Below are 15,736 nucleotides of genomic sequence, written 5' to 3'. Positions count from 1 at the left end.
CCGGTTATTGAGTCACCGCGGCCGTCGTCGGCTCCGTGATGTCGCCCTGGGCCCAGGCCGCTTCACGGTTAGCCAGCGCTGTGGCAATCGACTGGACTTGGGTCGATTGCACTTCGTTTGGCAGCGGGTCGAGGCCGGCGCTGGCGAAGATCTGCCCGTAGGCGTTGCGCAGGTCGGCGTAGGCCAGGTCCCGGCGTAGATCGGCCTGCAGGGTGTTCAGTTCACCCTGGATCAGATCCAGCTCACCGATGCCTGCTGCCTGATAACGGTTACGCAGTTGACCGACAATCTGCCCATCGATGTCCGCCAGTTGTTGGCTGGTCTTGAACTGGCGTAGCGCTTCGCGATAGTTGGCATTGGCCACGTACAACTGCGCCAACACAGCAATCGACATCGCCTGGCGCCGCGCCGCCGCCACTTCTTCACCGGCCTTGGCCACGTCGATGGCCGCCGGGGCGGAAATCACGTTGAACAGGTTCCAGGTGACTTTCACGCCATAGTCGGCCCAGCCCTGCTCCACCAGGAACGAGTTGCTGTCGTAATGCCCGCCAGCGGAAAACTCCAGCCCCGGCAGCAGGCGCAGCATCGCCTTGCGGGTTTCGGCGGCGGTGATGCGGGTCTGGTAATCCTGCTCGCGCAGTTCCGGACGGCTGGCCAGGGCTTCCTGTTCGAGACGGGCCAGGTCGACCTTGAGTTCCGGGATGTTGTATTCATCCTGGGTCGCCAGGGTCAGCTCGGTGCCCAAGGGCAAGTTGATCAGGGTCGCCAGTTCGGTCTTGGCCAGGGACAGCGCCCGACGCTGCTCTTCCAGTTGACGGGTAGCCTGGATCAGCGAGCGCTGGTAGCCCAGAGCCTGCACCGGGTCACCGATGCGCTGTTCGCTCATGCTCTGGCTGTTGTCACGCGCCTCCTCGACCCGGGCCATCAGACTGTCGATCTGTTTGAGCAGGCGCTCGGCGGCCATGGCGCGCCAGTAGGCCGAGCGCACGTCCTGGACGATGGTGTTGATCACCTTGCGCCGGCGCTCCTGCACGATCAGCCGCTGGTCCCCGGCCTGCTTGGCGCTGATGTAGCTGACGCCAAAATCGAGCACGTTCCAGACCATGGTCAGGTCCGCCACCTCGCGGTCGCGGTCCTGGGAGGTCGACGGTTCCAGGGACTGGGTACCGGTTTCCACGCTCTGGCTACTGGAGGCGTTGACGTTGTTGCGGCCCACATAACCGGCGTCCAAGGCCATGCGCGGCAGCATGTCGAAACTGGCCAAGTCCAACTGACGCTTGGCCAGGGCTTCCTCCATGATCTTCAAGCGGCCTTCGAGGTTGTACTTCACAGCCCGGGCCATGGCCTGGTGCAGGGTCAGCGGGCCACTGAGCGGCTCCTGATCCTTGTACATATTCTGCAAGTCGGTTCGAGCGCGCTGTTCGCTGACACTACGCTCGATCGGATCGCTAGTGACCGCACAACCACTCACCACCAACGCCAGCAAACTCATACCGAATAACTTCTGACTTCTATTCATTCCCTGGATTGCCCCTGGCTGCCCCAATATTTTTTAGAATTCAGGCCAGCGCTTGGCTGATGCCGACCTGTCGTAACGCGATTGCCAGGCTGTCGACCTGACGTTGTTCAGTGTCCTTGAGCTGTTGCAACTGCTGACCCAGGGTTGGCGCCCCGAACATCCCGCGCAGCCCTTGGGACACATCGCCGCCCTGCATCGACTGGCTGTCGAAGGCGTCCATCGACTCGCCCTCGGAAGCGGAGTCCTGGTTGAACAGAGTCGACAGCGTGCTGCTGCCAAACACTCCGCCATCGCCACCCCCAAAGCCCAGGAACCCCTGGCCGCTACCGTCGCCGGCGGTGTCAGTGCTGAAGACCTGGGCGATATAGCTCGGCGCCAGCGCACCATGGTTGATGAAAATATCCCCAATCGGCCGCAGGCCCCCGCCCACGTCCCGTTGCTCGAACAGCGGTGGGAAGCCCAGCGGCGAACCCAGGTTGCCGGTCGGCGGGGTAAAGATAATCGGCTGCAACGGCACCTCGGACGGCGGGATAACCGTGACCGGGTCGGAAGTCAGGAACTCCGGCGGCGGCTTCACATCGTTGGGCACCACGGTGTCGATCGCATAGTTGTTGGACACCGCCACGCTGGCCCCGGCGTTGCTCGACAGGTCGCTGACGTTGCTGGTGTCCAAGGCAATGAAGTTGCTCGGGTCGGTAAGGTTTACCGTCGGTGTGAACGTCGCGGTCCAGGTCTTGCCACCATCGCTGGTGGTCAGGTTGGTCAGTTCACCGTTGGTGACGCTCAGGTCCGACAGGTCAAAATCCGTCACCGCTTCGCTGAAGGTGAAGGTCACCTGGGTCGTCTCGCCCACCGTCAGGTTCGGGTCGGCGACCACGATGGTTGCCGTCGGCCGGGTGGCGTCGAGTGCGTAGTTGGCGGAAATCGCGATGCCCACGCCGGCGTTGCCGGCCAGGTCCTGCACATTGCTGGCGTCGAGCAGGATCAGGTTGGTGGCATCGTTCACGCCCGCCGTCGGCGTCAGGGTCGCTGTCCAGGTCAGGCCACCGTCGCTGCTGGCAAGGTTGGACAACACGCCATTGGCGACACTCAGATCCGATAAGTCGAAGCCGGACACCGCCTCAGTGAAGCTGATGGTCACGGTGGTACTCTGGCCGATGCCCAGGGTGTTGTCGCCCACGGTGATGGTGGCGCCAGGGCGAACCGTGTCGATCGCGTAGTTGTTGGAGTCCACCACGCCGACACCGCTGTTGCCCGAAACGTTGACCACACCGCTAGTGTCCAGGCTGATCAGGTTGCTGGTATCGGTGATGCTGGCGCTCGGCGTGAATGTGGCCGTCCAGGTGACGCCGCCGTCGGTGGACGACACATTGCTCAACGTGCCGTTGCTCACACTCAAGTCGGCATTGTCGAACCCGCTGACCGCTTCCGAGAAGGTGATGGTCACCTGCGAGGTTTCCCCCACCTTGAGTGCGTTATCGGCCACCACGATGGTAGCGGTCGGCACTTGCGTCTCGACCGCGTAGTTAGCCGAATCGGTAGTGCCTGTCCCGGTATTGCCGGCCGCGTCGATCACGCCGGTATTGTCCAGGGTGATCAGGTTGCTGGTGTCGGTCACACCCAGGCTCGGCGTGAAGGTCGCGGTCCAGGTCAAGCCGCCGTCGCTGCTGCTGACAGCGCTGAGGGTGCCGTTGGCAACGCTCAGGTCCGCGTTGGTGAAACCGGTCACGGCCTCGGAGAAGGTGATGGTCACCTGCGCGGTTTCACCCGGTTTCAACACCGAATCGCTCAGCACGATCGTTGCGGTCGGACGTTCGGTGTCCAGCGCGTAGTTGTTGGAGTCGGTGCCGCCGACATTGAGGTTGCCCGCCAGGTCAACGATGCTGCCACTGTTGAGCGAGATGACGTTGCTGGTGTCCGTGACGCCACTGGTTGGCGTGAAGGTCGCGGTCCAGGTGATGCCGCCATCGCTGCTGCTCAGCCCGGAGATCACGCCGTTGGCGACCGTCAGGTCAGCACTGGTGAAGGCTGTCACGGCCTCGTTGAAGGTGATGGTGACCAGCGAGGTCTCGCCGGCGGCAATGGCAGTGTCGGCCACGACGATGGTCGCCGTTGGGCGCACGGTGTCGACGGCGTAGTTGTTCGAATCAGTGGTGCCGATGCCAGCGTTGCCTGAGATGTTGACGACACCGGTATTGTCCAGGGTGATGAGGTTGCTGGTATCGGAAATGCTCGCGCTCGGCGTGAACGTAGCCGTCCAGGTGACGCCGCCGTCGGTGGACGACACGTTGCTTAGCGTGCCGTTGCTGATGGTCAGGTCGCTGTTGTCGAAACCGCTCACCGCTTCGTTGAAGGTGATGGTCACCTGGCTGGTTTCACCGATGCTCAGGGTCGTATCGGCCACCACGATGGTCGCCGTTGGCACCTGCGTGTCAACCGCGTAGTTGGCCGAGTTGGTCGTGCCGGTTCCGGTATTGCCCGCCGCGTCACTCACGCCGGTATTGTTCAGGACGATCAGGTTGGATGTATCCCGCACACCGAGGGTCGGCGTGAAGGTCGCAGTCCAGGTCAGGCCGCCATCGCTGCTGCTGACGGCGCTGAGGGTGCCATTGGCAACACTCAGGTCAGCGTTGGTGAAACCGGTCACCGCCTCGCTGAAGGTGATGGTCACCAACGAGGTTTCGCCGACACTGAGGTTCGAATCGGCCAGCACGATCGTTGCGGTCGGACGTTCGGTGTCCAGCGCGTAGTTGTTGGAGTCGGTGCCACCGACATTGAGGTTGCCCGCCAGGTCAACGATGCCGCCGCTATTGAGCGAGATGACGTTGCTGGTGTCCGTGACGCCACTGGTTGGCGTGAAGGTCGCGGTCCAGGTGATGCCGCCATCGCTGCTGCTCAGCCCGGAGATCACGCCGTTGGCGACTGTCAGGTCAGCACTGGTGAAGGCTGTCACGGCCTCGTTGAAGGTGATGGTCACCAGCGAGGTCTCGCCGGCGGCAATGGCAGTGTCGGCCACGACGATGGTCGCCGTTGGGCGCACGGTGTCGACGGCGTAGTTGTTGGAGTCGGTGGTGCCCACGCCCGCGTTGCCCGCACCGTTGATCAAGCCGGTATTGTCCAGGGTGATCACGTTGCTGGTATCGGAAATGCTCGCGCTCGGCGTGAACGTGCCCGTCCAGGTGACGCCGCCATCGGTGCTGCTCATGGAACTGAGCGTGCCGTTGCTGACAGTCAGGTCTGCGTTGTCGAACCCGCTGACCGCCGAATTGAATGTCACGGTGACCAACGACGTCTCGCCGATGCTCAATGTGGTATCGGCAATCACGATGGTCGCCGTCGGCACGTTGGTGTCGACCTGGTAGTTGTTGGAGTTGGTGGTGCCGGTACCGGTGTTGCCCGCCGCATCGCTGACGCCGGTGTTGTTCAGGGTGATGACGTTGGACGTGTCGCTGACGCCAAGGGCCGGGGTGAAGGTGGCCGTCCAGGTGATGCCGCCATCACTGCTGCTGACCGCACTCAGCGTACCGTTAGCCACGCTCAGGTCCGAATTGTCGAAACCCGTCACTGCTTCGGAGAAGGTGATGGTGACCAACGACGTTTCGCCGACACTCAGCGCCGTATCGGCGACCACGATGGTGGCGGTCGGACGCAGTGTGTCGACCACGTAGTTGTTGGAATCGGTGGTACCGCTGCCGACGTTGCCCGCACCATCCACCACGCCCGTGTTATTGAGCGTGATCAGGTTGCTGGTATCGCTGATGCCGGCGCTCGGCGTGAAGGTCGCGGTGTAGGTGATGTTGTCGCTGGTGCTCAGGCCGCTCAGGCTGCCGTTGGCGACGGTCAGGTCCGCCAGGGTGAAACCTGTCACGGGCTCGCTGAAGGTGATCGTCACCACCGAGGTTTCGCCAACGGCGATGGCCGTGTCGGCGACCACGATGGTGGCGGTCGGGCGCGCGGTGTCGATGGCGTAGTTGTTGGAGTCGGTGGTGCCGCTGCCAGCGTTGCCCGCCGCGTCAGCCACGCCCGTGTTATCCAGGGTGACCAGGTTGCTGGTGTCGCTGATGCTGGCGCTTGGCGTGAGCGTGCCGGTCCAGGTGATGCCGCCGTCGCCGCTGCTCAGGCCGGTGATCGTGCCGTTGGCGACGGTCAGGTCGGCAGTGGTAAAGCCTGTCACCGCTTCGTTGAAGGTGATGGTCACCACCGAGGTTTCGCCAACGCTCAGGGAGGTGTCGGCGACAACGATGCTAGCGGTTGGCCGTTGCGTGTCGACGGCATAATTGTTGGAGCTGGTGGTACCGCTGCCAGTATTGCCCGCCGCGTCCGCCACACCGGTATTGGCCAGGATGATCAGGTTGGTGGCATCGCTGACGCTGGCGCTCGGGGTGAGCGTCGCGGTCCAGGTGATGCCGCCGTCGCTGCTGCTCAGCCCGCTCAGGCTGCCATTGGCCACCGTCAGGTCGGCCAGGGTGAAACCAGTCACGGCCTCGCTGAAGGTAATCGTCACCAGCGAGGTTTCGCCGATGTTCAGCGCGGTATCGGCCACCACGATGGTGGCGGTCGGGCGCTGGGTGTCGATCGCGTAGTTGTTGGAGTCGGTGGTACCACTGCCGGCGTTCCCGGACAGGTCGGCAATGCCGGTGTTATCCAGGGTGATCAAGTTGGTGGTGTCGTTGACGCTGGCACTGGGTGTGAGCGTCCCAGTCCAGGTGATACCACCGTCGCTGCTGCTCAGGCCGGTGACCGTGCCATTGGCGACCGTCAGGTCGGCGGTGGTGAAACCACTCACTGCCTCGTTGAAGGTGATGGTCACCACGGAGGTTTCACCAACGCGCAGCGCGGTATCGGACACCACGATGGTGGCGGTCGGGCGCTGCGTGTCGATGGCGTAGTTGTTGGAGTTGGTAGTCCCCACGCCAGCATTGCCATTGAGGTCCGCCACGCCGGTGTTATTCAGGACAATGAGATTGGAGGTATCGGTGATCGCCGCATCCGGTGTCAGCGTGGCCGTCCAGGTGATGCCGCCGTCGCTACTGCTCAGGCCGCTGAGGGTACCGTTGGCGACGGTCAGGTCGGCGACGGTGAAACCGCTCACTGCTTCGCTGAAGGTGATGGTGACCGTCGAGGTCTCGCCAATCCTCAGGGCAGTGTCGGCCACCACGATGGACGCCGTGGGCGCCACGGTGTCGTTGACGATGTAGTTGTTCGAGTCGGTGGTGCCCACTCCGGCATTGCCGGCCAGGTCGGCCACGCCGGTGTTGTTCAGGGTGATGATGTTGGTGGTGTCGGCGATATCACTGGCCGCAGTCAGCGTACCGGTCCAGGTGATGCCGCCGTCGCCGCTGGTCAAGGTGCCGACGCTGCCGTTCTGCACCGTCAGGTCCGCCGCGGTAAGGCCGGTCACGGCCTCGGAAAAGGTGATGGTCACCGTCGACGTGCCACCGGAGTTCAGGTTGGTGTTGGCCACCACTACGGTCGCGGTGGGCGGCGTTTCGTCCGGCACATAGTTGGTGTTGATGGTGCCGCCATCGCCGTAGACGTTGGCCACCGACGCCGGAGAAACGCCCGCGGTCCCCGCACTCGTCCCACCCACGCCGCTGCCGCCGACGTTACCGGCCAGGGCGGCGAAGTTGGCAGCGGTGATCAGGATCGAGCCTTTGTTCCAGATGGCGCCGACACCGACACCGCCCGCACCGCCCGCGTGGTAATAGCTACCACCGGCACCGCCGCCGCCGCCGCCACCGCCGGCACCGACGTTGTTGGAGATGACCGAGTTGCCGATGATCCGCAGGGTCGCGCCGGTATCGTTGTAGATACCACCGACCGCACCGCCGCCGGCACCACCGATGTCGTTATACCCGTCGCCACCGCCACCACCGCCGATGGACAATCCGCCACTGACCGCCGTGCCGCCGGCCGAGCCGGTGCTGTAGCCCGGATAAGCCGCACCGCCCGCGCCACCGGTGGTGGAACCGCCACGCCCGCCAATGTTGAAGAAGCCGCCGCCCGCGCCGCCCTGTCCGGCCGTGCCGTTGGAGCCCGTGGAGTTGAGTGTGTCGCCGCCCTTGCCACCGGTACCGCCGGTGATTGCGCCACCGCCACCACCGGCGCCACCGGCGTACTGCGGCGTCACACCGCCGCCACCACCACCGCCCGAAGCGGCGTTCGCGGTGACCGTAACGTTGCGCAGGGTCAAGGTGCCGGCGTTGTAGATGCCACCGCCCTTGGACACCAACGCATCGTCGCCGCCGTTACCACCGTTGCCTGCCACCATGCCCCGGGTAATCACCAGGCCATCGAGGGTGGCGGTGGTACCCGCCGTCACGTTGATGATCTGGGTGCGGTATTGCCCATCCAGGGTCACATCGGCCACGTTGTCGTTGTCGAGGTCGCCATCGATGGTGACGTTCTTGTCGACCACCAGCACCTGGGTCAGCGCGACGGTCATGCCTGCATTGAAAGTGACGATGTCGCCGTTCTGCGCCGAGCTCAGGGCAGCGCGCAAAGAACCGATACCCGAATTGAGGTTGTTGGTGGCGGTCCAGGTGGCCAAGCCCCATTGGTACTCGCTCATGGCAGTGCTCGACAGCACGTTGGCGCTTTCGATGTTGCCGGTGGCGATTTCCAGGTCCCAGTCGCCGCCCAGGCCGGTGCGGTCGTTGGACGCCGCCACGTCGCGGCCGGTCAACTGCGCCAATGAATCGACCAGGCTCAGGCCACGTTCGCCTTCGGCGGTGTAGCAGCCATAGATCAAGATGTCGCCGCCAGCGTTCATGTCCTGGCCGATCTGCGCCAGCACCTCGCTGCGGGCCTGGACGTTGTCCGCCGACAGGTAGCTGTTGCCCAGCCACAAATCACCGGCGTTACCGTGGGCAATGATCTGCACCGAGCTGATGCCTTGGTGGGTGTCCAGGTAATCGGCAATCTGTTGCAAGCCGTCCTTGGTGGCATCCAGTTGCACGACCTGGGTACCGGGCGCCACGCCTTCGAGCAGGCTGGCGGAATCCTTGACCCGGGAATCGACGAACACCACGGCCTTGCCAGGAACGGCCGCCTCGGTGGCATCGGCCTGGCCCTGGGGCGCATGGGTGTCGGCCGGCTGGTCCGCCGTGGGCGTCTTCGCCGCCTCGGCCGTCGGATGCGCGTCCGGTTGCGCGGCATCGGCCACGGTTGCAGCCACCGCGCCGTCGAACAGCATTCGCGGCTCCAGGGACATGATCATTGGCGATGCCAGGGCTTGCGTGCCCTCGGTTACCCGCGATTTGCCTTTGCTCCACCACATGACGATCACCTGGACTCGAACTTCTTGAACACGCAAATGAGAAAAGCCGCCATCAGCTGAGGGCGGCGTCGGTTTTCATACGAATGACATTGGCGGCGCTTGCGGACCCATCGCGCCAGAACGACAACTCGGCATACTTTTCAAACAGATCCGGCGGCAACAAGGTCCGTCGGGTTTGCGGCGCGACCTTGGGCTTGACCTTGTGCAGGCCGGCAACGCCCAGGGCCTGGTCGAAGGCCGGTGCGTCGTAGGTCAAGTGATTGAAATCGTGCTCGAACCAGGGTTCACCGATGAACTCGTACACCAGGCGCATCACCCGCTCGGGGGCCTGGCTCAACAAGTCGTAGTCCACGATCAGCAGCGACTCGGCGTTTTCACCGTAATAAGCCTCTTTGAGCGCCGTCCAGGCGAACCCCACCAGGCGGTTGCGCTGGGCCAGGGTTTCGCAGCGGCTGTAGACGGTGTTGCGCTCGTCATCGTCGTTGAACAGCTTGGTGTTTTCGAACGGATTGGCGCGGTAGAGCCGCTCCAGGCTGTCGAGCACCCAGGCGACGTTGCGCACACAGGCGATGGTCTTGGCTTGGGGAAACAGATCCTGCAGGGCGGGCAAGCGGGCACACCACTGGCGGTTTGTATCGAAGATGACAGGCTTGTCGGCTTTGTCGGCGTAGTAGGAATCGAAGAGTCCGCGCAGCAGACGGCGGCGCAGGTCGGTGTCGATCACCGAACCGAACTCACTGCCGGCACTGCATTGCTGCAGGACGCTGCTGAACAGCGTACCGACGGGGCTGGTCATGCCGGCATGAAAGCGCGGGTTCTGCAGCAAAATGGCAGAAAGCAGGGTCGAGCCAGAACGCGGTAAACCGGAGATAAAGTGAAACTGCGACAATCCCTTCACCTTGTTTGTAGTCCTTTTGTATCGCGAAGCGTAGCCGAGGAAACAATCTTCGCCTAGTAGTACTTTGACATCAGATACACCCAGACCTGAAAAAAAGATGGACGGTACAGACGCAGGGGGACGTGAATCGATTAAGCAGACCCGCCAAATTTTTCCGCCCGTTTCGCTCGGCAGAATCAAATATCCCGGTCTACGCTCAGCCGTGCGTGACCGGGCCAGGGAGTGAAACCTCTCTCCCAGAATCCTGCCGGCATCGCCAGACCAATAACCTGAGGGATGAGGAATCTATGGAAGTATTCATCGGCACTATCCAATCATTCGCTTTTAACTTTGCACCCAGGGATTGGGCTCTATGCAACGGGCAAACGCTTGCCCTTTCCCAGTACCAGACCCTGTTCGCCCTGATCGGCGTGACGTACGGAGGCAATGGCCAGACCACCTTCGTGCTCCCCAACCTGCAAGGCCGGATGCCGGTGGGCATGGGCAACGGCCTGGGCCTGACCCCACGGACCATCGGCGAAGTCTCCGGCACCGAAAACGTCAGTGCCACGATCAACAACCTGCCCAACCATACCCACACGCTCACGGGCATCACCGCCTCGACCACCCTGCAGTTGGCCAACCCAGCCAGCAACCCGGTGAACACCCCTACGGCCACCAACTCGTTTATCGGCACTTCGGGCACCGGGCCGGGCGCGGCGGCAATCTATTCCGACCAGATAGGCGCTTCCCCAGTGCCGCTGCAAGGCGTGACCACCACCGTCAGCGGCTCGGTCTCCGCCACGGGCAACAGCATGCCCATGGCGATCATGAACCCGTTTTTGGCGATCAACTTCAGCATCGCCCTGAACGGCCTCTTCCCGTCCCGCAACTGATGAACCGCCGGAGGGCTGCGGTCCTCCGGCCTTTTGGAGTGTCGACATGCTGCAACAGGTTCATAGCCGCCATTTCCAACCGCTGCTGGGCCAGACCGCCAGCCTGACCTTGCCCGACGGCAGTTGCCTGCCCGTGCGCTTCGAAACCCTCGAAGAAACACCTCGGGCAAAGATGCCGCACAGCGAACGCATGCCGTTCAGCGTGGAACTCAACAGCCTGGAAAGTACCGCGTTCGTGGACGGCCTCTGCGCTCTGGAGGTGCCGGAACTGGGCAAGATCGAGGGGGTGTTCGTGTCGCGGATACCGCCCATGGGCCGGGATCCGGCGCTGGGGTATTTCTATATCGCGTTTAACTAATACGACAGGGGAACACATACAAAATCTGTGCTTGCATCAGAGCCCGCTCCCACAGGGATTTATGGTGTCTGCAAGATTGGGTCAGTCGCCTTTCGGATACCAGACCAACCGCTCCGCCGCCGGGTTGCGCTCTTGCACTTCGAAGCCCAAGGCCAGGTAGTGCCGGCGGGCGTGGGGGTTGCTGGCCCAGACCACGGTCGCCACCGGGCATCGGATCTGTTGCGCGGCTTTCTGCACCCCTTGCAACACCGTTCGGCCATATCCCTGTCCACGGGCCTGGGGGATGAAGGCCAGGTAAAGCACGCGGATTTCATTGGGGCCAAAATCCGTGCTCAAGGCGCCGATGGCGGTGCCAAGTTTTTCCACGACGTAATGCATGGCGTTGGGAAAATTCTCGCCCAACCCTTGCTCCTGCACCTGGAATTGCTGGGCAATTACCTGCTGCACCTGTTCAGGGTCGCCGTCGATCCATTGCAGGTCCGGTCGCGCCGCCTGGTACAGACCCTGCAAGAACGGCCCGTCGCTGACGCGCGATGGACGCACCACCAATCCTTCTGCCGCCACTGAATCCATGCTCGCTTCCTAAGACTAGAATCCGCTTTCCCTGACACCCAACGCCGCCAATCGACGCCAGGCCGCTCCCAACACCGACTCGCCCTTGCCCTGCAGCACCGCCACGCCACGCAGCGGTTGCACCGGGGCGTACGTGTCGTCCACCGCACTCAGGCGCACGCCGTATTGCGCCTGCACCGGCTCGGCCCGCTGCTGCGAGTCGCGGCGCACCGCAATCGGCCCGTGATGGTCGGACGTCAACGCTTGCTGCTCGACCCAGGCGACACCGTTGGTGTCGATTTCATCCAACTGTACGGCGATCGAGGTGTGCATCGGATCGTCAGCAATGAACCGTCCCGTGGCACCCGGCTCGACCCGCCAAAGCTCGGCTTCGGTGAGGTACCCGCGCAACCGCGAATCGGTCTGCACCACCCGCGCCAGCGCCTGCGTGGGCGACAACCAGCGCCCGACCGACAGTTGCGGCAACAAATCGCGCACTTGGCCGGCATGGGGCGCACGCAGCAACAGGCGTTCACGCTGAGCGGCCAGGCCCCGGTATTCGGCCACCGCTTCGGCCAGTTGCTGTTCGATGATGCCGGCATCGGCAGCGGTTTCACTGCGCCCGGCCTGACGACGCATCTGCAACTGCTGGATCTCGATCTCCCGGCGCACGATGGCCAGGCGCGACGCCATGTCCGGCGACTCCAATTCAATCAATACATCGCCCTGGGCCACGGTCTGGCCGTCGCGCACATTCACCTGCTTGACCCGTGCCGCCACCGGCGCATGCAAGGCGCTGGCACGCCCGGCCTCAAGCATGGCCGGCACTTCCACCGCGCTGCGCCAGGGCAGCAACAGCACCAGCAGCAACGCCAGCACGACCAGGCCGCTCAGGAGCACGCGCGCACCATGGGCTTGCTCACGGCGACTCCACCATTGCCGCCATTCATTCACGATGGGCATAAAAATGAACCACACCAATTCCACCATCATCAGAAAAATGCCCAGCACCTTGAAGAACAGGTGATAGACCGCCAGGGCAATCCCGAAAAACAGCAACGCCCGCCACAGCCAGGAGCCATAACCCCACACCAGCAAACGACGACGCATCTTCGGCGACCAGGGCTCCGGCGCTGCCGCGCCATAACCGAACAAGGCTTCGCGCAGTCGCCAACGGCACAGGGCGAACGCTCGCCCCTGAAGGTTATCCACCGCCCAGAAATCACTGAGCAGGAAATACCCGTCAAAACGCATGAATGGGTTGAGGTTGATGACCAGCGTGGTGATCCAGGTGGCGCTGGCCAACATGAACGCTGCGGTGCGCGCCGGCCCGTCAGGCAGCAGTGACCAGGCCAGCAACGCGACGCACGCCAACAGCAGCTCGGCCAGGACCCCGCCAGCACCAATCAGCAACCGCGCGCGGCGATCATTGATCCGCCAGGCATCGCTGACGTCGGTGTAGAACATCGGCAGCAGCACCATGAACGCCACGCCCATGCTTTGCACACGGCAGCCAGCGCGCTTGGCCATGAAGGCATGGCCGAATTCGTGACATAGCTTGGCAAAGAGCAACGCCGTCCCGAAGGCCAGCGCACCGCCCAGGCTGAACAGGTGCGGAAACGTCGCGATGAATCGCTGCCAGTCTCGCGACACCAGGAAGACGCCGAGGCCCAGGGTCAGCGGCAGGCCATAGCGCAGGATCCCGGGACCGAACCGCGCCAACCAGGGCCAGGCACGGTTGAGAAAGGCATCCGGACGCCACAGCGGAATGCGAAAAAACAGGTATTGATGCAGCAGGATCTGCCACAGGCTCTGGCGCTGCGCCGCGGTCTTGAAGAGATAGCTGTCGCGCTGTTGCGGGTCCATCGCGCTGATCAGATCATGGCCGCGCAAGAAGCCCAGCAGTTGCTCCAGCGATTCACCATTGAGCGGCAGGCCCGGCTCGCGGTTTGCAGCTTGCAGCACCTGCTGCGGATCACCCAGTGACCAGTGCCGCAACATGCGCATCGCCGCCGCGCCCAGCTTGAAATAGCGCCCGCGCACCGGGTCGGCCAAGGTCCACTGCGGCGAACCATCCGGGTCCGGGGCCGCCGGGGACAGTTGCAGGTCTGGCCGCAGGCTCGGCAGGACCACGCTACAGCCCTACGCTCTGGCGCAGCCCGGCCAGTGGCCGACGTAACAGGTACAACGCCAGCGGCGCGCGGTCGCCAAAGACCTTCGCCGTACCCCGCAGGCCGATGCGCGGCGCCTGAGCATCGAAACGCGCATCCAACCGATATGCCAGTTGCCCGGCAGCGGTCGGCTGCGCCTCATAGGCCGAGCGCTCGAGCCAGGCCAGGTGCCGCTGCAACGGGTCGCTATCGAGAAACAACGCCACTCGCGCACCGGGCTCCAAGGCAATCGCATCGCCCACCGCCAATTCAATACGCAATTCGGCCTGGTTCGGGTCGGCGATTTCCATCAATCGCTCGCCGGTCTGCACGGGCTTGCCGAGCCAGCGCTCGGCGTCGGCAAACACGGCAATGCCGTCCCGCTCGGCGCGTACTTCGCTGCGCTTGAGCAGTTCAAGCGCATAGTCGCGCTCGGCGCGTTTCTGTTCGACACGGGCGGCCAGCAAGTCAACCTTCGAGCTGGATTCAGCGTCGGCAAACGAGCGCTGGGAATTGGCCTTGAGTTCCGCCTCGGCCACGCCCAACGAACGCTCGGCCACATCAGCCTGAGCCTTGAGGCTGGTGCTTTCGAAACGCAGCAGCAGGTCGCCGTTCTTGACGGTCTGGTTGGGCTTGACCAGGAACTCGGCGATCACCCCATCCAACGGCGCCGCCACCACCTGCCCGCCCAGGGGCACCACTTCGGCCGGGGCCAACACGGACTGGCGCACAGGAATCAGCAACCCCAGCAGCAGCACCGCCACGAGGGCGACCTGGCGCTTGCGCGTCCAGCGCAGGCGCCACGGCTTGCGCGGTTGCAGCGCCAGCCACGCATGGCTGTAGGTGTCGCCCAGTTGCGACAACAGCACCTGTTCGGGTGGGCTCCAGGGCAGGTCACGGGCCAGCCACAAACCGCCGAACACCTGGCCCTGATGATCGATCAACGGCAGCCAGAATACGTGTGTGGCCGACATGCTTCGCCAGTCTGCCCGGATGGATTCGCTCACCCCCTCGGCGGCAATCACTCGGGCCTGCTTCAGTACCCCCTGCTTGAACATCTGCGCCACAGCCTGCTCGACAAACGCCACGAACGGGGCATTGGGCTCCACGGTACTGACGCCGGTCACGGCCTGGACCTTGCCGGCGATCAATAACGCGGCGTGGCGAAACCCGAACAGGGCCTGGCCGTCGTTGACCAGGCTGTAGCTCAATTGCGCCGGCGTTCGTGCGGCCCGTGTCTGGCGTTCAAGGTCGAGAAAGCGGGCAAAGACCTGCTCGGCGCTGCCCGCTATCGGCGCGTTCACTTGGGCTCCGCGAAACGTGCCGTGCCGCTCATGCCCGACAGCAGGCCGCTGGCATCCGGCACGCTCGCCACCAGCAGCAGGGTCTGGCTGCCCTCGTCGATGCGCGCGCCCAGGCGCTTGACCGTCGCTTGCAACGGCTTGCCGGTTTCATCGGGGACAAAGGTGAAGGGCTGACCGGGCTTGAGCCTGTCCATCCAGCGCGAAGGCACCAGCAGGTGAATCTCCAGGGTGCGGTTGTCGACCACGTCCAGCAACGGCGCACCGGCCGCGACGCTTTCATAACGCTGGACCTTGCGCGCCACCACTTGCCCGTCGAACGGGGCGATCACGCTGCAGCGCTTGACCTGGACCTGATACACCTGGGACTGCGCCTGGGCCTCGCTGAGCCGGGCCTCGGCCCGCGACACCTCGAAACGTCCGACGGACTTCAATGCGGCCAACTGCCGGTTATGGGCCAGCTCCTCACTGGCGCCACGGCTGGCCGCCTGGGCTGCATTGAGCTGGGCCTGATAGGCCGAGCAATCGAAACGCGCCAGGGTGTCGCCCTTCTTGAATGACTCGCCCTCACTGAACGGCAACTCGACAATACGCCCGGCCAACTCACTGGCCAGCACCGCCTGATCCCGCGCCCGAAGGACGCCCCGCGCCTCATTGCCCGACGCACTGGCCGAGACGTTACTCTCAAACAATGGATCGTCGGAAACCGGCGTTTGCGCCTGGGCCCCGCACGTTACAAAGGCCAATCCCACAAACCAACTACTCAAACGCCGCATGACCGTTACTCCCTGACGGATGGGCGGA

At 63.8% G+C, this 15,736-nt stretch carries 9 protein-coding genes; 2 read left to right on the top strand and 7 right to left on the bottom strand.

Going from position 1 to position 15,736, the window contains the following annotated elements; genetic code table 11:
- Window positions 1-4: 4 nt before the first annotated feature.
- The 3 genes from GFU70_RS01320 to GFU70_RS01310 are packed head-to-tail and all read right to left on the bottom strand — an operon-like array spanning window position 5 to window position 9,696.
- Entirely contained in the window at window positions 5-1,519 is a 1,515-nt protein-coding gene (locus GFU70_RS01320; protein WP_153387487.1) for a TolC family protein, read from the bottom strand.
- 40 nt (window positions 1,520-1,559) lie between these two features.
- On the bottom strand, window positions 1,560-8,798 hold the full coding sequence (locus GFU70_RS01315; protein ID WP_153387486.1) for an Ig-like domain-containing protein: 7,239 nt from the start codon (window positions 8,796-8,798) through the stop codon (window positions 1,560-1,562).
- A 52-nt stretch (window positions 8,799-8,850) separates the two neighbouring features.
- Window positions 8,851-9,696: a sulfotransferase family protein gene (locus GFU70_RS01310; RefSeq protein ID WP_058544787.1), complete on the bottom strand. Its 846-nt coding sequence runs from the start codon at window positions 9,694-9,696 to the stop codon at window positions 8,851-8,853.
- Window positions 9,697-9,983: 287 nt separating this feature from the next.
- Between GFU70_RS01310 and GFU70_RS01305 the strand changes: the two genes are divergently transcribed.
- Window positions 9,984-10,571 (top strand): phage tail protein, encoded by a 588-nt coding sequence (locus GFU70_RS01305; protein ID WP_116643433.1) that lies wholly within the window; start codon window positions 9,984-9,986, stop codon window positions 10,569-10,571.
- A 46-nt stretch (window positions 10,572-10,617) separates the two neighbouring features.
- Window positions 10,618-10,929: a DUF6916 family protein gene (locus tag GFU70_RS01300; RefSeq protein ID WP_058544785.1), complete on the top strand. Its 312-nt coding sequence runs from the start codon at window positions 10,618-10,620 to the stop codon at window positions 10,927-10,929.
- 81 nt (window positions 10,930-11,010) lie between these two features.
- Here GFU70_RS01300 and GFU70_RS01295 read toward each other — a convergent pair whose 3' ends face one another.
- The 4 genes from GFU70_RS01295 to GFU70_RS01280 are packed head-to-tail and all read right to left on the bottom strand — an operon-like array spanning window position 11,011 to window position 15,708.
- Window positions 11,011-11,502: a GNAT family N-acetyltransferase gene (locus tag GFU70_RS01295; RefSeq protein ID WP_058544784.1), complete on the bottom strand. Its 492-nt coding sequence runs from the start codon at window positions 11,500-11,502 to the stop codon at window positions 11,011-11,013.
- A gap of 15 nt (window positions 11,503-11,517) precedes the next feature.
- The gene (locus GFU70_RS01290) at window positions 11,518-13,614 is read right to left on the bottom strand and encodes a biotin/lipoyl-binding protein (protein WP_153387485.1); all 2,097 of its coding nucleotides are present in this window, start codon (window positions 13,612-13,614) and stop codon (window positions 11,518-11,520) included.
- A 1-nt stretch (window position 13,615) separates the two neighbouring features.
- A complete protein-coding gene (locus tag GFU70_RS01285; protein ID WP_058544782.1) occupies window positions 13,616-14,935 on the bottom strand; it encodes an efflux RND transporter periplasmic adaptor subunit in 1,320 nt (439 codons plus the stop codon).
- A complete protein-coding gene (locus GFU70_RS01280) occupies window positions 14,932-15,708 on the bottom strand; it encodes an efflux RND transporter periplasmic adaptor subunit (protein ID WP_058544781.1) in 777 nt (258 codons plus the stop codon). The genes GFU70_RS01285 and GFU70_RS01280 overlap by 4 nt, the downstream gene beginning before the upstream one ends.
- Between the last annotated feature and the right edge of the window lie 28 nt (window positions 15,709-15,736).

Origin of the sequence: Pseudomonas brassicacearum, from assembly GCF_009601685.2 — a bacterium.
In the GTDB taxonomy this organism is placed as follows: Bacteria; Pseudomonadota; Gammaproteobacteria; order Pseudomonadales; family Pseudomonadaceae; genus Aquipseudomonas; species Aquipseudomonas kilonensis_B.
Note: the sequence above shows the minus strand (reverse complement) of the source record. Positions and strands in the feature narration are given on the sequence as shown.

Excerpts from the sequence above, each read along its gene's own strand:
- GFU70_RS01320 (WP_153387487.1), bottom strand. The coding sequence starts at position 1,519 with ATGAATAGAAGTCAGAAGTTATTCGGTATGAGTTTGCTGGCGTTGGTG.
- GFU70_RS01300 (WP_058544785.1), top strand. The coding sequence starts at position 10,618 with ATGCTGCAACAGGTTCATAGCCGCCATTTCCAACCGCTGCTGGGCCAG.
- GFU70_RS01305 (WP_116643433.1), top strand. The coding sequence starts at position 9,984 with ATGGAAGTATTCATCGGCACTATCCAATCATTCGCTTTTAACTTTGCA.
- GFU70_RS01295 (WP_058544784.1), bottom strand. The coding sequence starts at position 11,502 with ATGGATTCAGTGGCGGCAGAAGGATTGGTGGTGCGTCCATCGCGCGTC.
- GFU70_RS01315 (WP_153387486.1), bottom strand. The coding sequence starts at position 8,798 with ATGTGGTGGAGCAAAGGCAAATCGCGGGTAACCGAGGGCACGCAAGCC.
- GFU70_RS01280 (WP_058544781.1), bottom strand. The coding sequence starts at position 15,708 with ATGCGGCGTTTGAGTAGTTGGTTTGTGGGATTGGCCTTTGTAACGTGC.